Source organism: Enterobacter sp. BNK-13 (genome assembly GCF_048685015.1).
Taxonomy (GTDB): Bacteria; Pseudomonadota; Gammaproteobacteria; order Enterobacterales; family Enterobacteriaceae; genus Enterobacter; species Enterobacter quasiroggenkampii.
Genome location: NZ_JBLQTP010000001.1, coordinates 3,905,216 through 3,925,037, shown reverse-complemented (window position 1 = coordinate 3,925,037; position 19,822 = coordinate 3,905,216). Strand labels below are relative to the sequence as shown.

Sequence of the window (19,822 nt, the reverse complement as noted above, 5' to 3'; positions counted from 1 at the left end):
TCCTCAGTGCGGTGTACGCCCGGTGTTAAAGCGCTTTTCCAGATGCTGGCTGTAGCGCGACATGCTAAAACAAAAGATCCAGTAGATCAGGGCAGCAAAGACATATCCTTCGGTGGACATGCCCAGCCAGACAGGGTCAACGGTTGCCTGCTGCACGCTGCTAAAGAGATCGAACAATCCGATGATGATCACCAGGCTGGTATCCTTGAAGAGGGCAATGATCGTGTTGACCAGACCCGGGATGACCAGCTTGAGTGCCTGGGGAAGAATGACCAGCCCCTGCGTTTTCCAGTAGCCGAGCGCCAGTGATTCTGCCGCTTCGTACTGGCCTTTAGGCAACGCCTGCAGACCACCGCGCACAACTTCTGCAACATAGGCGGACTGGAAGAGAATTACCCCGACCAGGGCACGGATCAGTTTGTCGATCGTTGTGCCTTCAGCCATAAACAGCGGCAGCATGACCGACGACATAAACAGGACGGTGATAAGCGGTACGCCGCGCCAGAACTCAATGAAGATAACGGAGAGCACGCGGACGATCGGCATTTTTGAACGTCGCCCCAGGGCAAGTAAAATCCCCCACGGCAGAGCACCGGCTATCCCCACTGATGCGATAATCAACGTCAGCGTCAGCCCGCCCCACTGGCGTGTTTCAACGCGTTCCAACCCCAGAAAACCGCCATACAGCAGCACCCAGACAATAATCGGATAAACCACCGCCCAGACGGCAATATAACGTCCACGGTGAGGCAGCTTTTTCCAGAACATGACTGCGACAGAGAGCAGGCCGATAACCAGCGCCAGATTAATCCGCCAGCGCTGTTCATGCGGATACAACCCATACATGAACTGACCGAAGCGTTCATGGATAAACACCCAGCAGGCGCCGGCTTTTGTACAGTCTGCCCGGGTTGAACCGACCCAGTTGGCCTGTAAAAACGCCCAGTTCAGCAGGGGAGGAATCAACTCCCACATGAGCCACAGGCAGACAATCGTCAGCAGGCTGTTACTCCAGCTGGAGAACAGATTCTTGCGCGCCCAGAGAATGAAACGTCCACCTGTCGAGTTGGCAGGGCGCGAGGAGTGCGACAGTATCGCTTTTGTCATCATAAATCCTTAGCGCTCGACCAGTGCTATACGACGGTTATAGAGGTTCATCAGCAGTGAAATTACCAGGCTGATGATCAGATAGACAGACATGGTGATGGCGATGGTTTCAATGGCTTGTCCGGTCTGGTTAAGCACGGTTCCGGCGAAGAGTGACACCATATCGGGATAACCAATGGCAGCGGCCAGCGACGAGTTTTTGACAATATTAAGATACTGGCTGGTCAGAGGGGGAATGATGACCCGTAAAGCCTGCGGGATGATGACCTGGCGAAGCGTCACGGTATGCGGTAATCCCAGTGAGCGTGCCGCCTCGTGCTGTCCGTAAGGTACGGCCTGGATCCCGGCACGGATAATCTCGGCAATAAACGCGGACGTATAAATCGACAGCGCCAATGTCAGAGCTGCCAGCTCGGGAATTAATACCATCCCGCCCTGAAAGTTAAAGCCCCGCAGATGAGGAACATCCCAGTGCAGTGCGGCCCCAAACAGCCAGTGAGCCACCAGCGGCAGGCTAACGAACAGGACGACAGCCGTCGGCCAGGTTCTGCGAAGCTGGCCGGTTTTGATCTGATGCGTGCGGTTAAAACGGAATACCCCAACAGTGAGAGCAAGCGCGATCGCAATCGCGCCGATAAAAGCGTACAGCCCTTCGCCCGGCAGAGGAGAAGGAATGGATAGCCCACGGTTGCTCAGGAAGAAAAGCTCAAACGCGTCGACGGCCTGACGGGGGCCGGGTAGGTTACGCAATACGGCAAAATACCAGAAGAAGATCTGCAGGAGCGGGGGGATATTGCGGAACGTTTCAATATAAACAGTCGACAGCTTCCGCAGGAGCCAGTTTTCAGAAAGACGCGCCAGACCAATAAAGAAGCCCAGTATCGACGCGAAGACGATACAAAGCGCCGATACCAGCAGCGTATTCAGTAAACCGACCACGAACACGCGTCCATACGTGTCACCTTCCTGGTAATCAATAAGATGCTGAACAATGCCAAATCCCGCGCTGCGATCTAAAAACGCGAAACCGGAGGTAATGCCGCGATTATTCAGGTTGGTGATGGTGTTATGGATGAGATACACGGCGATGAGAACAACCGCAACAATAGCAATAATCTGGAATAGCCAGGCGCGGACCGCGGGATGAGAAAAGGATAGCGATCCTTTTACGGCTGAGCGGCGATGGGACATAAAGAAACCTCAGTAACCATGACTCTGGAGTGGGCACTGCCGGAGCAGTGCCCGTTACAGCTATGACTTAACGTACTGGTGGTGCGTACTGAATACCGCCGTTGTTCCAGAGATTGTTCTGGCCGCGTTTGATCTTCAGCGGGCTTTCCGATCCCACGTTGCGTTCAAAGATCTCAGAGTAGTTGCCCACCTGTTTGATGATGTTGTAGGCCCACTTGTTATCCAGCTTCAGATCCTTGCCGAAATCACCTTCTGTACCCAGCAGGTGTGCCATATCCGGGTTGGATGGTTTAGCCGCTTTCTCATCCACGTTTTTCGAGTTGATACCCATCTCTTCTGCGTTCAGCATGGCAAACAGCGTCCAGCGAACAATGGAGAACCAGTCTTCATCGCCACGACGTACCACTGGTCCGAGAGGTTCTTTGGAGATCACTTCAGGCAGAACAATCCATTCTGCAGGATTGCTCAGCTTAATGCGTAAGGCATACAGCTGTGACTGGTCAGAGGCCAGCGTGTCGCAACGGCCGGATTCCAGCGCTTTGGCCGACTCATCCGAGCGGTCGAATGTCACTGGCGTGTATTTCATGTTATTTGCTTTGAAATAATCGGCGACGTTCAGCTCGGTATCGGTGCCCGCCTGAATACAAACGGTGGCGCCATCCAGCTCTTTGGCGCTTTTCAGGCCCGCTTTATTGTGGGTCAGGAAGCCGATACCGTCATAATAGGTCACGCCCGTGAATGACATCCCCATCCCTGCGTCGCGGGAGGAAGTCCAGGTGGTATTACGGGAGAGCATGTCAACCTCACCGGACTGCAGCGCCGTAAAGCGTTCTTTTGCCGTCAGCGGGGTATATTTTACTTTGCTGTCATCACCAAAAACGGCGGCAGCAACGCCACGGCAGACGTCCACATCGATACCGGTAAATTTGCCGTTCGCATCGGCATAAGAGAAGCCAGGCAAACCGTCACTGATACCGCATTGAACAAAACCTTTCTTTTTAACGGCATCCAGTGTCGTTCCCGCATGGGCTTGACCGGCTACGGCAAACATCATGCCTGCAGCGGCCAGGCTGGCTATCATCGTCTTTTTCATAATGCATCCTGTGTGGCGAAATTTATCGTTATAGAGGCGTTTTTAAACGCTTTACCTGTCTGTGGCGTTGGCCAACGTTTATAAAGCAAACGTAATGCCAGTTTTGCGTTCGACAAAATAAGAGATGAGTGAACGCTTAATGCTGAGTGTAGACAGGCTTAAATAAAACGAGCGCCCTGAAACGGTGCGAAATTACAACCTGTGCCACAAATTGGAGCAAAAGTTTTGAGTCGCGTCAGGAAAAAGACAAGATAGTTTCCAGCGTGAATATTGGCAGGGTAGTCAATAATATTAATGTGTGAAAATCATCACAATAGAACCGGTAATTTAAATGAGTATACGAAAAAGATGTGACTGGTTTCAGGATGAAATGAACAGCGCGAATAAATACGGGGCTATTTTTTTACTTATTTGAAAATAGTGCACTGATTAAAAGCAAAAGCGCGGCCAGAGCCGCGCTTTCTTAACAGCTGTTACTTCGTCAGGGCAACAATACCCAGCGTCAAACCTGCCACTGCGGCAGCACCGCCGGCGATAGCACCCGCAGTTTCCCAGTTATCCTGGGTGGTGCCTTTCATGCAGGTATTGGTATGAACCAGTCGGCCCTGGTCGTCGTAAACCGGTACACATGGAGAGTCGTGCGCGCAACCAGCAAGCAGCGCAGCGAGTAGTGCAACGGAAATGAATCTTTTCATGATGTTACCTCAATATTATTTCTCATCCGCTATAAAGCCAGGAGGGCAATTAACGAACTGGAGGTTATTTTACCACCGGGGTAAGTCCGCGTTACACGAGGAATAATCTCAAATTATGTAGTTTGTAAAAATCGTGGAGAAAAGTCGGTTTCAGGACGAATTAATGGAGACATTATGAAGCTGCAAGAGAGTATTTTTACTTAATGCAAATCATCGTATTTTTAACATTAGTTTTGCTTAATGCCTAATTCATTGTTTATGTTAAAAATAAAAAAGGCACCAGAGGTGCCTTTTTAGGGAAATGTTAATCTTTATGGCGGGTAAAGCGTCGACGGACCACCATAAAGAAGACGGGTACGAAGAAAATCGCCAGCAGCGTTGCGGAAAGCATTCCCCCCATCACGCCCGTACCGACGGCGTTTTGCGCACCGCTCCCTGCCCCAGAGCTGATCACCAGCGGCATGACGCCCAGTATAAAGGCCAGAGACGTCATCAGGATTGGTCGAAGGCGCATCCTTGACGCCTCCAGCGTGGCCTCAATGATGCCTTTACCCTCTTTCTCCATCAGGTCCTTAGCAAATTCGACGATCAAAATGGCGTTTTTCGCTGACAGACCAATCGTGGTCAGCAGGCCGACCTGGAAATAGACGTCATTGTTTAACCCGCGCAGCGAGGCTGCGAGAAGCGCCCCGATGACCCCCAGCGGCACAACCAGCATGACGGAGAACGGAATGGACCAGCTTTCATACAGCGCGGCCAGACACAGGAACACTACGATCAGTGAGATGGCGTACAGTGCAGGCGCCTGGTTACCCGAAAGGCGCTCCTGGTAAGACATTCCTGTCCAGTCATAACCGATGCCGGAAGGCAGTTTTGCCGCGAGGCTTTCCATCATAGCCATGGCTTCGCCGGTACTTTTACCCGGGGCTGATTCACCGAGGATCTCCATAGAGGGCATTCCGTTATAGCGCTCCAGACGAGGTGAACCGTAAACCCAGTGAGCGTTGCTAAAGGCTGAGAACGGCACCATTTCCCCGTTCGCACTGCGCACGTAAAGGTTGTTAATATCTCCTGGCAACATACGGAATTTTGCATCAGCCTGGACGTAGACCTTTTTCACGCGCCCATGATCGATAAAGTCATTCACATAGGTGCCGCCTAAGGCTGTCGAAATCGTCTGGTTGACGTCAGAAAGACTGATGCCCAGCGCCTGGGCTTTCTCCTGGTCGACGTCCAGCTTGAACTGTGGCGTATCCTCCAGACCGTTAGGACGCACGCGTACCAGCAGGTCGGGGTGCTCTTTCACCATGCCGAGCAGCTGGTTACGCGCCTGCGTCAGCTGGGTATGTCCGAGGTTAGCCTGATCGATCAGTTCAAAGTCGAAGCCCGTGGCGGTACCCAGCTCAATAATGGCAGGCAGGTTAAACGGGAAAACAAGGCCGTCTTTAATCTGACTGAAGGCTTTCGTCGCACGCCCCACAATCGCCTCGACCCCATTTTGTGCCCCAGGACGCTCCTCCCAAGGTTTGAGGCTGATGAAGGCAATACCGGAGTTCTGGCCCTGGCCACTAAAGCTAAAGCCGTTTACGGTAAAGACGGATTCAACATTCGCCTTCTCTTTATTCAGGTAGTAGTCCTGAACCTGATCGAGGACCTGCTGAGTACGCGTCTGGGTTGCCCCCGCAGGCAGCTGAACCATCGTCATAAACACCCCCTGATCCTCTTCGGGGAGGAAGGAGGTGGGTAAGCGCAGGAAGAGCACCGCCATCCCACCGACAATAATGACGTATACCACCAGGTAGCGCCCGGTTTTGCGCAAGATACCGCTCACGCTGTGACTGTAGTGCTCCACGCTCTTATCAAAAAGCGCATTAAACCAGCCGAAGAAGCCCACTTTTTTCTCATGATGATCGGCGGATACGGGCTTAAGCAACGTTGCACAGAGTGCAGGCGTCAGGATTAGCGCAACCAGTACGGACAACGCCATCGCGGAAACGATAGTCAGCGAGAACTGGCGATAGATCGCCCCCGTCGAGCCGCCAAAAAAGGCCATCGGGATAAAGACCGCCGAGAGCACCATGGCGATCCCCACCAGCGCACCCTGAATCTGCCCCATCGACTTCTGCGTGGCCTCTTTAGGCGGCAGCTTGTCCTCGACCATGACGCGTTCAACGTTCTCGACGACCACAATAGCATCATCAACCAGCAGGCCTATCGCCAGCACCATGCCGAACATTGTCAGGGTATTGATGGAGAAACCGAACGCCGCCAGAACCGCGAAGGTACCCAGCAGAACGACCGGAACCGCAATCGTCGGGATGAGCGTTGCCCGCAGATTTTGCAGGAACAGGTACATGACCAGGAAGACGAGAACGATCGCCTCAAACAGGGTCTTCACCACTTCGTGGATGGAGATTTTCACAAACGGCGTGGTGTCATAGGGGTAGACGACTTTGAGCCCATGCGGGAAGAACGGCTGCAGTTGTGCCAGCTTGCTCTTGATGGCTGCTGCCGTATCCAGCGCATTGGCCCCTGTTGCCAGCTTAATCCCCAGGCCGGTTGCCGCCTGCCCGTTGATTTTTGTCACCATGTTGTAGTTTTCGCCACCCAGCTCAATGCGAGCCACATCCTTCAGATGCACCATCGAGCCGTCCTGGTTCACCTTGAGCGTCACGCGACCGAACTCTTCCGGTGATTTCAGGCGGGTTTGCGCGATGATCGAGGCATTCAGCTGTTGTCCCGGGATGGACGGCGTCCCGCCCAACTGGCCTGCCGCTATCTGGTCGTTCTGCGTTTTCAGCTGGTTGATGATATCCAGCGGCGTCAGCTGGTATTTGTTCATCGCATTACTGTCGAGCCAGATACGCATCGCATACTGGGCGCCAAACAGCTGCACGTCACCGACGCCAGATGTTCGGCTGATGGCATCTTTGACGTTCGAGGCGACATAGTCGGAGATGTCATCCTGCGTCAGGTTTTTGTTGTCTGATACAAAACCGGCAACCAGCAGGAAGCTGCTGCTGGACTTCTCAACGCCAATCCCCTGCTGCTGCACCTCTTGCGGCAGCAGCGGCATGGCGAGCTGCAGCTTGTTCTGCACCTGCACCTGGGCGATGTCCGGATCGGTTCCGGACTCGAAGGTCAGGGTGATCGTGACGTTACCCGCTGAATCGCTGGTGGAGGACATATACATCAGGTTATCGATACCGTTCATGTTCTGTTCGATAACCTGGGTCACGGTATCCTGTACCGTCTGGGCATCTGCTCCCGGGTAGGTCGCGGATATCGCCACGGCGGGAGGTGCAATGGTCGGATACTGTGCGACGGGAAGTTTGAGAATGGCCAGTCCGCCTGCAATCATCAAAATGATGGCAAGTACCCAGGCGAAAACCGGTCTCTGAATAAAGAAATTAGCCATGTCGTCGTCCCTTAACTGGCCGGAGCGGTGGTGGTATCAGGCGTAGCGACGACGGTTACGCCCGGTCTGACCTTCTGTAGTCCGCTGACAATCACGCGGTCACCGTTTTTCAGCCCTTCCGTTACCAGCCAGCGGTCACCAATCGCCTGTGGCGCAACGACGGTGCGAGACTCAACCTGATTTTTATCGTTCACCACCATCACGGTGGCATCGCCTCGCGGTGTGCGGGTCACGCCTTGCTGGGGAACCAGTATCGCATCCGGCTGTGTACCTTCATCAATGCGGGCGCGAACGAACATACCGGGTAACAGCAGATGTTGAGGATTCGGGAAAATGGCGCGCAGGGTAATCGAGCCGGTACTTTCATCCACCGTGACGTCGGAGAACTGCAATGTGCCTTTCAGCGGATAGGGCTGCCCGTTCTCCATCAGTAGCTCAACGCTGCTGGCGGTATCGCCTTTTTGTAGGCTCGTCTGCTTCAGACGCATAAAATCATTACTGGACTGGGTCACATCGACGTAAATCGGATCAAGCTGCTGGACCGTTGCCAGCGCCGCGGTTTGTCCGTTCGTCACGAGCGCGCCTTCCGTCACGCTGGATTTGCCGATGCGGCCATCGACGGGAGACGTCACTTTGGTATAGGCAAGATTGATGCGTGCACTTTCAACGCCCGCTTTGGCGGCGACGACGCTGGCATCTGCCTGCTGGGCCGTGGCGACGGCCTGGTCATACTCTTGCTTGCTAACATACTGTGTGCCGACCAGCGGGAGATAACGTTTCACCGTCAGGTGCGCAATATTGGCCGCCGCCTGGGCCTTCGCCAGCTCGCCTTTCGCGTTATCGTAAGCCGCCTGATAGGTTGCAGGATCAATCTGATAAAGCGAATCCCCGGCTTTTACATCGCTGCCTTCCGTGAAGTTGCGGCGCAGGATGATACCGCTAACCTGCGGACGAACCTCTGCTACGCGGAACGCATCAGTTCTGCCCGGGAGTTCAGTGGTGACAGCCAGCGGTGCGCTTTTCACAATATGCACGCTGACCTGAGGGGCCTGCGGATGTTGCGGTTGGTTTTCCTGGCCATCGCATCCTGAGAGCAGTACAGCGCAGACAATGAAACCGGCTAAAGGTAAGCGTCTGAAATGATTCGTCATTACTGGTCCTTTAAATACCCGGAAACCGATATTTGGCGTGAATCGGTAGCAGGGGCAGCGGGATAAAAAATAAAATGTAGCTGCGTATAATAATGAGGGTATTTAATGTTTTTTAATTTATAAGTGCGAATGACAAGGTCTGAGCGGAAAAATCAGAATCAGGCTCGGTTTATTTCTCTGTCATCTTCCGGCAAGCTAATCAGTTAAATAGCGCTTAACGTGATTTAATTATTCATGCTGTGAATTTAAACTTAAATATGTATTTAGCTAAGCTATAAATTAAGAAGATTGACTTTTTTTGTGCAAAATTAAAACGGAATTTGGTGAATACTTTCTTTCTCCTGACCCCTGTGTTACGTATAAATCTTGTGAGTGGCGAGTAGTTGTCTATGGCGCGTAAAAAGAAAGAAGAAGCTCAACAAACCCGGCAGCAGCTGATTGAGGCGGCTATCGGGCAGTTTGCGACGCGTGGCGTAGCCAACACGACGCTGACGGACATCGCGGATGCCGCAAAGGTTACGCGCGGTGCCATTTACTGGCACTTCACCAGTAAAGCCGAAATATTTAATGCCATCTGGGAGCAGCAATTACCGCTTCGCGACATTATTCGCGACCGGCTTTCCCTTTCCGAAGGTGATGATCCATTGTTAATACTTCGTGAGCAATTTATTACTGCGCTGCAGTATATTGCGCGTGAGCCCCGACAATGTGCCCTTTTACAAATTCTGTATCACAAATGTGAATTTAGCAGTGATATGATTTCTGAGAGTGAGATAAGAAAACGGATTGGATTCAATTATGACACGCTGCGTGCCACGCTGGAGGCCTGTATTTCACGTAACATCATTTCGCCAAAGGTAAATGTTGATCTGACCCTGATCGTATTTCACGGTTTTTTTAGCGGAATCATTAAAAACTGGTTAATGAATAACGACAGTTTCAATCTTTTTCAGCAGGCTCCCGCCCTGGTCGATAGCATTCTGGCGACACTGCCTGTCATTCGTGTATCGCCTCATGTTGATGCTTACAGCTCAGCGCCAGATAACATTTCCCCTCGCGCGCAAAGTGCCTCAATGGTTTGCGCGCTGACGGGTTTACCTAACAGATAACCCTGAAGGGTATTGCAGCCCAGCTCGGTTAAAAAGGCTTGCTGTGCTTCGGTTTCCACACCTTCCGCCACGACTTTCAGGTTGAGTGTTTTGGCGAGGGCCACAATCGCTGAGACAATGGTGGCATCCTCGCTTTCCCCGCTTAGCTCTTTCACGAACGCCCTGTCGATTTTCAATTCACAGGCCGGTAAGCGCTTGAGGTACAGCAGGCTCGAATATCCGGTACCAAAGTCATCAATGGAGGCCTTTACGCCCGCTTCTGTCAGCTCTGTCAGCACCCGTACACTTTCATCCGGGTTGCTCATTGCCGTGGTTTCCGTCACTTCCAGGATCAACATTTCTGGTGGCACATGATGAAGTGCCAGGCAGTTGAGAACCGTGTTGACCAGCGAAGGCTGTTCAAACTGCAGCGTCGACAGGTTTACCGCCATTGACCAGCTTTGATGTCCCTGAAGATGCCATTCACGCAGCTGGCGACAGGCTTCATTAATTACCCAGTTGCCGATAGGGATAATCAGCCCCGTTTTCTCCGCCAGCGGCAGGAAAAGGTCCGGGGTCAGTAACCCCTGCTTGGGATGCTGCCAGCGCAATAACGCCTCAAATCCAAGGATAGGACCGGCGGGAGCGTGAAATTTTGGCTGGTACAGCAGGCGTAGCTCATTGCGATCGATCGCCATCCATAGATCGTTCATCAACTGAAGATGGGTCTGCGCCAGCGTATTCATCGAGGGCTGGAAAAAGTGGTAACCGTTCCGGCCCATGTGCTTGGTATGGTACATTGCCGCGTCGGCGTTAAACATGAGCTCACGTTCGGTTTTGCCGTCGTGAGGATACAGCGCGATCCCAATGCTGAGGGTCACCACCAGTTCATAGTGGTCGAGGTTGAACGGGCTATCGATCGCGCGCACCAGCGAATTCGCCAGCGATGCCGCATCGTCCGGGCCTTCTCCCTCAGCCAGCAGAACAAACTCATCACCGCCGATACGTGCCAGGGTGAACTGGCCCTTCAGGAGATGCAGCAGACGCTCCGTAACGGCAATCAGCAGCTTGTCACCGACATCATGGCCGTAAGCGTCATTGATGGCTTTAAAACCGTCGAGATCCATGAACATCAGGGCGAAATGGGTCCCTTCACGATCGGCTTTGCTGATGGCCTGATCGAGTCGATCTTCCAGCAGGATACGGTTGGGGAGACGCGTCAGGGTATCGTGCAGGGCCAGTTGTGCGAGTTCCCGGTTAGCTTCTGCAAGCGACGAGGCCAGAAGGGCGGTACGTGCCTGAAGGCGGGCATCCAGCATTGATACCAGCAGGGTAATCCCAAGAATAGAAAGCGCGACGACGCTAACCAGCACCGCCAGCCAGCTCCCGTTGATACCCTCATGGTGAACCATTGTGGACATCGGAAACTGTGCGGCTTTCATCCCGGCGTAATGCATCCCGGCAATGGCAATGCCCATGGTGATAGCGGCACCCGTGCGCATCAGCACGACCTGAGCGGCATCGTGACGCAGGCGGAAGGTCAGCCATAATGCAGCGAGTGAAGCGGCAAGCGCAATGGCAACCGAAATGGCCACCCAGACCTTGTCCCAGATAATCCCGGGCATCACCTCCAGCGCAGCCATGCCGGTGTAATGCATGGCAACAATACCGCTTCCCATCACCAGCGCACCGGGCAGCAGACGGCGCAAGCGTAACCGATCGCAGCTAACGAGCCAGAGCGCAAACAGTGACGACCCCACGGCGATGATCATCGATAACACCGTCAGGGTGGCGTTGTAGCTCATGCTCATGGAGAGGTCCATCGCCAGCATGCCGATAAAATGCATGGCCCACACGCCTATGCCCATTGCAATACCGCCGCCAGCCAGCCAGACGCGGGCAGCGACGCCCTGACTCCCGGCGACACGTGCCGCCATATTCAGTGCGGTATATGCGGCAAGAATGGCAACAACAAAGGAGAGGACAACAAGGATATGGTTGTATTGGCTGACCAGCATGGACGGTTCTACTCGAGTGTGAGGTTACGCTAGAGCGGTTGAGAAGGGCGAGACATTATCACCGTCGGGTAATGGCTCAAAGGGATTTAAATCCCCGTTTTTAGTGGGTAATAACGGGGCGATTTGCGCAATCAGGCGGTTAGTCGAGCTCTGAGCAGTTCACGAGTTTCAGGGGATTCACGGAGTTCATATTGCGACACTTATCGGTTTCGGAGCTCATCAGTTCAATCCACTGCATCAGGAGTGCATCGAAAATGAGAACGGAGATTGCAAAGACAACCAGCCACCAGTATTTACGAATCATTGTGTCATTCCGCGAGAAGAGCGCCAGTAGAGTGGGGGAAATATACACCAAAAGCGGCGGTTTTAAAGCGGGATAAGCGAAGGTTTACAAAGCGTTGACGGACTGAAGCAGGAAATAAAAAAGGCGCTTCCCCATGCCGAAGAGCGCCTTTTTAAACAAGCATTTAACTGATTAGTATCAGTTCATGCCGTATTTTTTCAGTTTCTTACGCAGAGTACCACGGTTGATACCCATCATCAGCGCAGCGCGGGTTTGGTTACCGCGGGTGTATTGCATCACCATGTCCAACAGTGGCTGTTCAACTTCAGCCAGTACCAGCTCATACAGGTCATTAACATCCTGACCGTTCAGTTGAGCAAAATAGTTCTTCAGTGCCTGTTTAACCGAGTCACGCAGGGGCTTTTGAGTTACCTGGTCCTGAGAGTTAACGGTAGAAACGGTCAGTACGTCAGAATTTACGCGTTGTTCGAACATAGTTCTGTCAGCTCTTTATTTCATTACGCAAGATTTTCGAAGTATGCCTCCAACGCCTCCAGCTGTTCGCTGGCATCCTCTATGGCGTTGAATGTGCGCCGAAACTGGTCATCTGGAGCGTGCTCCTGGAGATACCAGGAAACGTGTTTACGCGCAATTCGGTACCCTTTCGCCTGACCGTAGTGGTCATGCAGTTCCCGAACATGCGAACAAAGCAAGCGCTTAACCTCTGCCAGAGGCAGTGGAGCAAGCAGCTCTCCAGTGTCCAGATAATGCTGGATTTCCCGAAAGATCCAGGGTCTTCCCTGAGCGGCACGTCCTATCATCAGAGCATCAGCTCCCGTATAGTCGAGCACAGCTCTGGCTTTAAGCGGGTCAGTTATGTCGCCATTCGCGATAATCGGAATGGAAACTTTCTGCTTAACTGCCCGAATGCTGTCGTATTCAGCTTCACCGTTGAACAAACAGGCGCGCGTGCGTCCATGAATGGTCAGGGCCTGAATGCCACAGTCTTCGGCCAGTTGGGCAATCTCTACACAGTTACGGTGTTCCGGCGACCAACCCGTGCGAATCTTTAACGTAACAGGAACGTCCACTGCGCTGACAACCGCCGTCAGGATAGCTTTCACCTGGTCGGGGTATTGCAGAAGGGCTGAACCTGCAAGCTTGCGATTCACTTTTTTGGCCGGGCACCCCATATTGATATCAATAATCTGGGCACCACTTTCCACGTTGATACGCGCGGCATCTGCCATCTCTTCAGGCACGCTTCCGGCAATTTGCACGGTGCGAATACCTGGTTCATCAATGTGCACCATCCGAAGGCGGGATTTATCGCTTTCCCAAACCTGCGGGTTAGACGACATCATCTCGGATACGGTTAAACCGGCTCCCATCTCATAGCACAGCGTCCTGAACGGCCGGTCGGTAATACCTGCCATAGGGGCTGCGATCAGGCGATTTCTAAGCTGGTGGTGTCCGATGCGCATGAGTTAAGAAATGACCATACTGTGACTGCAAGGCGGCGTATATTACGCATTTTTTGCACGAGATGAAAGGCCAAACTTTGAACAATCCACTGTTGTAGATCAAGGAATCGCCGCTCAATCTTTCCGTTAAGAATTATTCACTATTTAAATCATTATGTTATGTGGGAATGGCTATTTTATGGGCGCTTACAATTTCCCGTAACTTCTCATCATTTCTGAATAAACGGCTTACCTCAGCGGGATAATCTGCTGTTTTTAGCAGCAGATTTTCCCTCTTCTTTGCGATCTGCGTCGCATTTTAGAACATGATCTTAAGGCTCAGGATGGGCGTTATTCGACCACAACACGCCCATGCAGAGACTGTACCGGACGGTTATTATCGTGATGCATGGTATGAGTAAATTTCTCAAGCTGTTCTGCTGAGACGGTTAACGGCTGTTTGAGCACGATCCAGGTGACCCCTTCAGAACACGGTGGCGTGGTCAACGAGCCACTAAAGCGCCAGTAGGTTTTCACCTTTGGCAGCAATTTGTTCAGGTTGAGATCCTTCTCAAGGGTTACGTTCTGTTCAGCCTGCTGCGGCATCACGCTCCACAGCTTTTCCAGCTCCGGATTGGCAGCACCTTTATCAAACATGACGGCCACCACGGCCAGCTCACCCGCGCTGTTTTTATGTACCAGATGCATCTCCATCGCGTACTTTTTGCCGTGCACGGTGTTTTCGCTCGGCGCATGGAAGTGGAACTGCTGTAGCGTCCAGGTTTGCTTGTCCAGGGTTATCGTGTTGCGGGTATCTGCCTTTTCGCTGGCCTGGATGGTATGGCCATTGTTTGTCAGCCCCACTGGGCCATCAATGTAGTGCGTTTTAAGCGGGGAGAGATGGGCGTTAGCGGTTGAATCAATATTAATCGGAGACTGGTTCATCCCGCTTTGACAGGTCTTGTAGGCCTCGTCCAGTTCGCCCCAGTGTTCCGGTGAACCTTCCCCTTCGTAGCTCCAGTGTGACGCAAATGCTGAAGCCGAAACCATGCTCAGCGCCAGCAGCGCTGCCTTGCCTGTAATGTGTTTCATCATATTCTTCCGGTGAATTTTTATAATACAAATCAACATGATTTGTGTGGTTATTTTACCGAAGAATGGCAGAGGGAGAGAGGATTATCAGTGGGAGAAAGGCGTGGTCAGATGACCACGCCAAATGCTTATTTTTTACGACCGGTAATACGACACCACTCTTCTTTCTCCACCACCGGGTCGAGAGTGAAAAGATCGGCGTAGGCGTCGCACACGCTTTCCGCCTGGCTTGCCAGGATACCCGAAAGCCCCAGCAGACCGCCCTCAACGGGCAGCACGCTGATTAACGGGGCCAGCTCACGCAGTGGGCCTGCCAGAATGTTTGCGACCACCACGTCGGCTTTCATGGCTTCTGGCTGAGCATCCGGCAGATACAGCTCCAGACGATCGGAAACGCCGTTACGCTCGGCGTTGTCGCGGCTGGCCTGAATGGCCTGCGGATCGATATCGATCCCGATGGCTTTAGCCGCACCCAGTTTCAGGGCGGCAATCGCGAGGATCCCGGATCCACAGCCGAAGTCGATCACCGTCTTACCGTCCAGATCGAGACCATCCAGCCACTGCAGGCACAGGGACGTCGTGGGATGGGTGCCGGTACCAAACGCCAGACCCGGATCGAGCATGACGTTAACCGCGTTTTCATCAGGAACCTCGCGCCAGCTCGGGCAGATCCACAGACGCTTGCCGAACTGCATCGGGCGGAAGTTATCCATCCACTCGCGTTCCCAGTCTTTGTCTTCCAGCTGTTCGATTTTGTGCGCAAACCCAGCGCCCAGCAGAGGGTGGTTTTCCAGAATCGCGACGACCTCTTTCATGTCGGTTTCAGCATCAAACAGGCCGATAACGTCGGTATCACCCCACAGGCGTGTTTCGCCCGGCAGAGGCTCAAAGACCGGCGTGTCATGCGTGTCCTGGAAGGTGATAGAGACCGAGCCGGCCTCCATCAGCGCATCGCTCAGTTCCTCGGCGTTAGCGCCGGTTGTGTTCAGTTTTAGTTGGATCCACGGCATGGCAAAACTCTTTATTTATCAGTAGAAATCATAGCGGGCTGTGGGACGGGCTGACCAAAACGGTTCCCCACCACAAACGCCAGTAAACTTAGCAGTAACGAAGGCACAATCGGATGGAAGCCCAGGTACTGAATCTTAAACGTTGCGAGAACGGCGTACAGCACACCGCCGACAATCATGCCGCTCAGCGCGCCCGCCGCGTTTGCACGCTCCCAGTAGAGCCCTAACACCAGCGGCCACAGGAATACCGCTTCAAGCCCACCAAACGCCAGCAGGTTCAGCCAGATGATCATCTCCGGCGGGCGCCATGCGGCTAACATCATCAAAATGCCGAGCACCAGCGTGGTCCAGGTCGAGATGCGTTTCAGCTTTTGCTCATTATGCATTTTAGCCGGACGCGCGCTAAGCCACAGATCTTTGATGATAGTGGCGGAAGCCTGCAGCAGGTGCGCGTTAACGTTAGACATGATGGCCGCCATTGGTGCAGCAAGGAATAAACCTGCGGCCCACGGGGGCAGAACCTGCACCATCAGCGTAGGGATCACCTGATCCGGCACGGTCAGGTGAGGTAATACGGCCCGCCCCAGCGCGCCCGCCAGATGCATACCCAGCATCAGCAGCGCGACAACGACGGTACCAATCACAATTCCCCGATGAACGGCTTTGCTGTCTTTATAGGAGATACAGCGCACGGCGGTATGCGGCAGACCGATAACCCCGAAGCAGACCAGCACCCAGAAGGAGGTCATAAACGCGGGCGTCAGGATATCATCAGCACCATGAGGGCTGACCAGTTTAGGATCGATCTGCTCCAGCGTTTGCACCGCATTGTGTAATCCACCGGCCGCGTAGATGACGCCGACCAGCAGCACAAGGGTGCCTATCAGCATCACCATGCCCTGCATGGTATCGTTCAGCACGCTGGCGCGGAAGCCGCCAAACGCGGTGTACAGCGCAATCGTGATCCCGAAGATGAGCAGCCCGGTCTCGTACTTAATACCCGCTGCCGTTTCCAGCAGGCGCGCGCCGCCAATAAACTGAACGGCAATGGCGCCGACGAAGGCGACAATCAGGCTGATACTGGCAATCCAGACCACCACGCGGCTCTGATAACGCGCCTGCAGCATATCGTTTAGCGTAATGGCGTTATAGCGGCGAGCGAGTATGGCAAATTTTTTGCCCAGAATACCCAGTGACAGCCAGATCGTGGGCACCTGGATCATGGCCAGCAGTACCCAGCCCAGCCCGTATTTATACGCCGCGCCCGGCCCGCCAATGAACGAACTGGCGCTCACGTACGTGGCGGTCAACGTCATCGCCAGCACAAACCCACCCATCGAACGGCTGCCGAGGAAATATTCGCTCAGGAACGATCCGGTACTGCGTTTGCGCATGGCATAGAAAGAGAGGCCAAATACCACGATCAAATAGACAACCAGTACGGTGATGATTTCAGTTTGCATCACGATCCTCCAGCGGGAAATCGCGGAAGATAAAGCGCACCATCAGCCAACTGAGCAAAATGAAAATCAACGGTACCAGCAGACACGCCATTTCAAACCAGTGCGGCAGGCCGGTGATACCGGAGGCTGAATTCGGTAAGTAAGCAGTTACTAACCATGCGGCGAGATAGAGAAGGGTCAGCCACAGCGCCCAGCGCGCTTCTTTATGGGCCTGAACAAAACGTTTGTCCATTTTTTGTCCCTTGTGGATGAAGAAAGCGGGGATTGTACATGATGAGGCTTTCCAGGCCCCAGAAATAAAAAAGGCCGGATAATCCGGCCTTTTCGTGCGCGCGCAGTCTTACTTCTCGTTAAGACCGAGTTTCTTCTCGAGATAGTGGATGTTGGTTCCACCATTCTGGAAGTGCTCGTCGCTCATGATACGCATCTGCAGATCAACGTTGGTTTTGATACCGTCGATGATCAGCTCCTGCAGGGCGTTCTTCATGCGGGCAATTGCCACGTCACGGTTTTCGCCGTAGCAGATGAGCTTGCCGATCATTGAGTCATAGTACGGCGGTACGGTGTAACCGGCGTAGATATGAGACTCCCAACGCACACCAAAACCACCCGGCGCGTGGAAACGCGTGATTTTACCCGGGCTTGGCAGGAAGGTGTTCGGGTCTTCGGCGTTGATACGACACTCGATCGCATGGCCTTTCACCACAACTTCTTCCTGCTTGATGGAGAGCGGCTGGCCTGCAGCGATACGCAACTGTTCTTTGATCAGGTCAACGCCGGTGATCATTTCGGTAACCGGGTGTTCAACCTGAATACGGGTGTTCATTTCGATGAAATAGAACTCGCCGTTTTCGAACAGGAACTCAAAGGTACCCGCCCCGCGATAGCCGATATCGACACACGCTTTGGCGCAACGCTCGCCGATGTAGCGACGCAGTTCCGGGGTAATACCCGGTGCTGGCGCTTCTTCGACCACTTTCTGGTGACGACGCTGCATGGAGCAGTCACGTTCTGCCAGATAGATCGCGTTACCCTGACCGTCAGCCAGCACCTGAATTTCGATGTGGCGTGGGTTTTCCAGGTATTTTTCCATGTATACCATGTCATTGCTGAAAGCGGCTTTCGCTTCAGCTTTGGTCATGGAGATGGACTGCGCCAGGTCGGCATCGCTACGCACAACGCGCATACCGCGACCGCCGCCGCCGCCAGACGCCTTGATGATAACCGGGTAGCCAATGCGTTTAGCATGAGCACGGTTAGCATCCATGTCGTCGGTCAGAGGGCCGTCAGAGCCTGGTACGGTTGGCACACCGGCTTTTTTCATCGCGGTGATTGCAGACACTTTGTCGCCCATCAGGCGGATGGTGTCGGCTTTCGGACCGATGAAGATGAAGCCAGAGCGTTCAACCTGCTCAGCAAAGTTGGCGTTCTCAGAGAGGAAGCCGTAACCCGGATGAATTGCCACCGCGCCGGTGATTTCAGCGGCGCTGATGATAGCCGGGATGTTCAGATAGCTTTTTACGGACGGAGCCGGGCCAATACAGACCGTCTCATCCGCCAGCAATACGTGTTTTAAATCGCGATCCGCGCTTGAGTGCACCGCGACGGTCTTGATGCCCAGTTCTTTACAGGCACGAAGAATACGCAGAGCAATCTCGCCGCGGTTGGCGATAACAATTTTATCCAGCATGTTCGCCTCGTTACTCGATGACGACCAGCGGCTCGTCAAATTCAACCGGCTGACCACTTTCGACCAGAATCGCTTTCACAGTACCTGATTTGTCTGCTTCGATCTGGTTCATCATTTTCATCGCTTCAACGATGCACAGGGTATCGCCTACGTTGACTTTCTGACCCACTTCGATGAACGCCTTCGCGTCCGGGCTCGGGGTGCGGTAGAAAGTACCAACCATTGGGGAACGTACGATGTGACCACTGATTTCTGCTGCAGCGGCAGGTGCGGCTTCAGTTGCTGCTGGCGCAACGGCTGCGGAGAGCGCAGGCTGCTGCACTGGCGCAGCATAAGCCTGCTGCATTACCGGGAAGCTAGCGGCTGGGGCTGCACGGCTGATGCGTACAGACTCTTCGCCTTCAGAAATTTCCAGTTCGGAGATGCCTGATTCTTCAACCAGCTCGATCAGTTTTTTAATCTTACGAATATCCATGAGTGGGTTCCGTACTCTTGTTTAGTGTGATTGTGACAAGCGTTTTACCGCTGTCTGTAAAGCGTATGAATAGCCGTCAGCGCCCAGTCCACAGATAACGCCAGCAGCGATATCTGACAGATACGAATGGTGGCGGAACGGCTCTCGGGCGTGCACGTTACTCAGGTGGATCTCGATAAACGGGATACTCACCGCGAGCAGTGCGTCGCGGATAGCAACACTGGTGTGCGTAAACGCGGCCGGATTGATCAGGATATAGTCCACATTGTCTTTAGCCTGATGAATACGGTCGATGATTGCGTACTCCGCATTCGACTGAAAATGATCCAAATCCACATTCAGTGACGCTGCTTCCGTTCCCAGACGGTTAACAATTTCACTCAATGTCAGCGTGCCGTACTTCTCTGGCTCACGGGTTCCGAGCATGTTCAGGTTCGGTCCGTTCAAAACTAAGATATGGAACTTATCAGTCATTATGCCGCTATCTCCTGCGATTTTCGGGTAAAAAACAAAATATACCTTCGAAACGCAAATGTCACCTTTTCAGAGGCTTAAAACCGCTGTCAGGCGAACCAAGGTCGCACA

At 53.3% G+C, this 19,822-nt stretch carries 18 protein-coding genes; 1 reads left to right on the top strand and 17 read right to left on the bottom strand.

Annotation, left to right across the window (positions count from 1 at the left end; translation table 11 throughout):
- Window positions 1-3 precede the first annotated feature (3 nt).
- The 6 genes from ACMGGQ_RS18905 to ACMGGQ_RS18880 form a co-directional block, all read right to left on the bottom strand.
- Window positions 4-1,107, bottom strand: coding sequence for an amino acid ABC transporter permease (locus tag ACMGGQ_RS18905; RefSeq protein ID WP_023309439.1), 1,104 nt, complete (start codon window positions 1,105-1,107; stop codon window positions 4-6).
- Window positions 1,108-1,116: 9 nt separating this feature from the next.
- Window positions 1,117-2,298 carry an amino acid ABC transporter permease gene (locus ACMGGQ_RS18900; RefSeq protein WP_063622575.1) on the bottom strand — a complete coding sequence of 394 codons (1,182 nt, stop codon included), beginning with the start codon at window positions 2,296-2,298 and terminating at the stop codon, window positions 1,117-1,119.
- A gap of 67 nt (window positions 2,299-2,365) precedes the next feature.
- Window positions 2,366-3,391, bottom strand: a complete 1,026-nt coding sequence (locus tag ACMGGQ_RS18895; RefSeq protein ID WP_047071242.1) for an amino acid ABC transporter substrate-binding protein — start codon at window positions 3,389-3,391, stop codon at window positions 2,366-2,368.
- A 473-nt stretch (window positions 3,392-3,864) separates the two neighbouring features.
- Window positions 3,865-4,086: a lipoprotein gene (locus ACMGGQ_RS18890; RefSeq protein WP_008502867.1), complete on the bottom strand. Its 222-nt coding sequence runs from the start codon at window positions 4,084-4,086 to the stop codon at window positions 3,865-3,867.
- Between the two features lie 304 nt (window positions 4,087-4,390).
- Entirely contained in the window at window positions 4,391-7,504 is a 3,114-nt protein-coding gene (locus ACMGGQ_RS18885) for an efflux RND transporter permease subunit (protein ID WP_420290399.1), read from the bottom strand.
- Between the two features lie 11 nt (window positions 7,505-7,515).
- Window positions 7,516-8,655 (bottom strand): efflux RND transporter periplasmic adaptor subunit, encoded by a 1,140-nt coding sequence (locus ACMGGQ_RS18880; RefSeq protein WP_069719890.1) that lies wholly within the window; start codon window positions 8,653-8,655, stop codon window positions 7,516-7,518.
- 389 nt (window positions 8,656-9,044) lie between these two features.
- Between ACMGGQ_RS18880 and envR the strand changes: the two genes are divergently transcribed.
- Window positions 9,045-9,764, top strand: coding sequence for an acrEF/envCD operon transcriptional regulator (gene envR, locus ACMGGQ_RS18875; RefSeq protein ID WP_420290398.1), 720 nt, complete (start codon window positions 9,045-9,047; stop codon window positions 9,762-9,764).
- Here the strand turns inward: envR and ACMGGQ_RS18870 are convergent.
- The 11 genes from ACMGGQ_RS18870 to aroQ all read right to left on the bottom strand — a co-directional run bounded on the left by ACMGGQ_RS18870 (window position 9,680) and on the right by aroQ (window position 19,711).
- Window positions 9,680-11,761: a putative bifunctional diguanylate cyclase/phosphodiesterase gene (locus ACMGGQ_RS18870; RefSeq protein WP_420290397.1), complete on the bottom strand. Its 2,082-nt coding sequence runs from the start codon at window positions 11,759-11,761 to the stop codon at window positions 9,680-9,682. The genes envR and ACMGGQ_RS18870 overlap by 85 nt on opposite strands.
- Before the next feature lie 139 nt (window positions 11,762-11,900).
- A complete protein-coding gene (locus ACMGGQ_RS18865) occupies window positions 11,901-12,065 on the bottom strand; it encodes a DUF2556 family protein (protein WP_420290396.1) in 165 nt (54 codons plus the stop codon).
- Window positions 12,066-12,242: 177 nt separating this feature from the next.
- On the bottom strand, window positions 12,243-12,539 hold the full coding sequence (gene fis / locus ACMGGQ_RS18860) for a DNA-binding transcriptional regulator Fis (RefSeq protein ID WP_000462905.1): 297 nt from the start codon (window positions 12,537-12,539) through the stop codon (window positions 12,243-12,245).
- Between the two features lie 23 nt (window positions 12,540-12,562).
- Window positions 12,563-13,528, bottom strand: coding sequence for a tRNA dihydrouridine synthase DusB (gene dusB, locus ACMGGQ_RS18855; protein WP_008502861.1), 966 nt, complete (start codon window positions 13,526-13,528; stop codon window positions 12,563-12,565).
- 330 nt (window positions 13,529-13,858) lie between these two features.
- Window positions 13,859-14,599, bottom strand: coding sequence for a carbonic anhydrase (locus ACMGGQ_RS18850; RefSeq protein WP_045910141.1), 741 nt, complete (start codon window positions 14,597-14,599; stop codon window positions 13,859-13,861).
- A gap of 128 nt (window positions 14,600-14,727) precedes the next feature.
- Window positions 14,728-15,609 carry a 50S ribosomal protein L11 methyltransferase gene (gene prmA, locus ACMGGQ_RS18845; protein ID WP_420290395.1) on the bottom strand — a complete coding sequence of 294 codons (882 nt, stop codon included), beginning with the start codon at window positions 15,607-15,609 and terminating at the stop codon, window positions 14,728-14,730.
- Between the two features lie 11 nt (window positions 15,610-15,620).
- Window positions 15,621-17,072, bottom strand: a complete 1,452-nt coding sequence (gene panF / locus ACMGGQ_RS18840) for a sodium/pantothenate symporter (RefSeq protein ID WP_420290394.1) — start codon at window positions 17,070-17,072, stop codon at window positions 15,621-15,623.
- A complete protein-coding gene (locus ACMGGQ_RS18835; protein ID WP_048028794.1) occupies window positions 17,062-17,304 on the bottom strand; it encodes a YhdT family protein in 243 nt (80 codons plus the stop codon). The genes panF and ACMGGQ_RS18835 overlap by 11 nt, the downstream gene beginning before the upstream one ends.
- Window positions 17,305-17,412: 108 nt before the next feature.
- Window positions 17,413-18,762 carry an acetyl-CoA carboxylase biotin carboxylase subunit gene (gene accC, locus ACMGGQ_RS18830; protein ID WP_024906319.1) on the bottom strand — a complete coding sequence of 450 codons (1,350 nt, stop codon included), beginning with the start codon at window positions 18,760-18,762 and terminating at the stop codon, window positions 17,413-17,415.
- 10 nt (window positions 18,763-18,772) lie between these two features.
- On the bottom strand, window positions 18,773-19,237 hold the full coding sequence (accB, locus tag ACMGGQ_RS18825) for an acetyl-CoA carboxylase biotin carboxyl carrier protein (RefSeq protein WP_013098992.1): 465 nt from the start codon (window positions 19,235-19,237) through the stop codon (window positions 18,773-18,775).
- Between the two features lie 21 nt (window positions 19,238-19,258).
- Window positions 19,259-19,711 (bottom strand): type II 3-dehydroquinate dehydratase, encoded by a 453-nt coding sequence (gene aroQ, locus ACMGGQ_RS18820; RefSeq protein ID WP_024906320.1) that lies wholly within the window; start codon window positions 19,709-19,711, stop codon window positions 19,259-19,261.
- Window positions 19,712-19,822 lie beyond the last annotated feature (111 nt).

Excerpts from the sequence above, each read along its gene's own strand:
- accB (WP_013098992.1), bottom strand. The coding sequence starts at position 19,237 with ATGGATATTCGTAAGATTAAAAAACTGATCGAGCTGGTTGAAGAATCA.
- ACMGGQ_RS18900 (WP_063622575.1), bottom strand. The coding sequence starts at position 2,298 with ATGTCCCATCGCCGCTCAGCCGTAAAAGGATCGCTATCCTTTTCTCAT.
- ACMGGQ_RS18880 (WP_069719890.1), bottom strand. The coding sequence starts at position 8,655 with ATGACGAATCATTTCAGACGCTTACCTTTAGCCGGTTTCATTGTCTGC.
- fis (WP_000462905.1), bottom strand. The coding sequence starts at position 12,539 with ATGTTCGAACAACGCGTAAATTCTGACGTACTGACCGTTTCTACCGTT.
- accC (WP_024906319.1), bottom strand. The coding sequence starts at position 18,762 with ATGCTGGATAAAATTGTTATCGCCAACCGCGGCGAGATTGCTCTGCGT.
- envR (WP_420290398.1), top strand. The coding sequence starts at position 9,045 with ATGGCGCGTAAAAAGAAAGAAGAAGCTCAACAAACCCGGCAGCAGCTG.
- panF (WP_420290394.1), bottom strand. The coding sequence starts at position 17,072 with ATGCAAACTGAAATCATCACCGTACTGGTTGTCTATTTGATCGTGGTA.
- ACMGGQ_RS18895 (WP_047071242.1), bottom strand. The coding sequence starts at position 3,391 with ATGAAAAAGACGATGATAGCCAGCCTGGCCGCTGCAGGCATGATGTTT.
- ACMGGQ_RS18850 (WP_045910141.1), bottom strand. The coding sequence starts at position 14,599 with ATGAAACACATTACAGGCAAGGCAGCGCTGCTGGCGCTGAGCATGGTT.
- ACMGGQ_RS18905 (WP_023309439.1), bottom strand. The coding sequence starts at position 1,107 with ATGACAAAAGCGATACTGTCGCACTCCTCGCGCCCTGCCAACTCGACA.
- dusB (WP_008502861.1), bottom strand. The coding sequence starts at position 13,528 with ATGCGCATCGGACACCACCAGCTTAGAAATCGCCTGATCGCAGCCCCT.
- ACMGGQ_RS18865 (WP_420290396.1), bottom strand. The coding sequence starts at position 12,065 with ATGATTCGTAAATACTGGTGGCTGGTTGTCTTTGCAATCTCCGTTCTC.
- ACMGGQ_RS18890 (WP_008502867.1), bottom strand. The coding sequence starts at position 4,086 with ATGAAAAGATTCATTTCCGTTGCACTACTCGCTGCGCTGCTTGCTGGT.
- ACMGGQ_RS18885 (WP_420290399.1), bottom strand. The coding sequence starts at position 7,504 with ATGGCTAATTTCTTTATTCAGAGACCGGTTTTCGCCTGGGTACTTGCC.
- ACMGGQ_RS18870 (WP_420290397.1), bottom strand. The coding sequence starts at position 11,761 with ATGCTGGTCAGCCAATACAACCATATCCTTGTTGTCCTCTCCTTTGTT.
- ACMGGQ_RS18835 (WP_048028794.1), bottom strand. The coding sequence starts at position 17,304 with ATGGACAAACGTTTTGTTCAGGCCCATAAAGAAGCGCGCTGGGCGCTG.
- prmA (WP_420290395.1), bottom strand. The coding sequence starts at position 15,609 with ATGCCGTGGATCCAACTAAAACTGAACACAACCGGCGCTAACGCCGAG.
- aroQ (WP_024906320.1), bottom strand. The coding sequence starts at position 19,711 with ATGACTGATAAGTTCCATATCTTAGTTTTGAACGGACCGAACCTGAAC.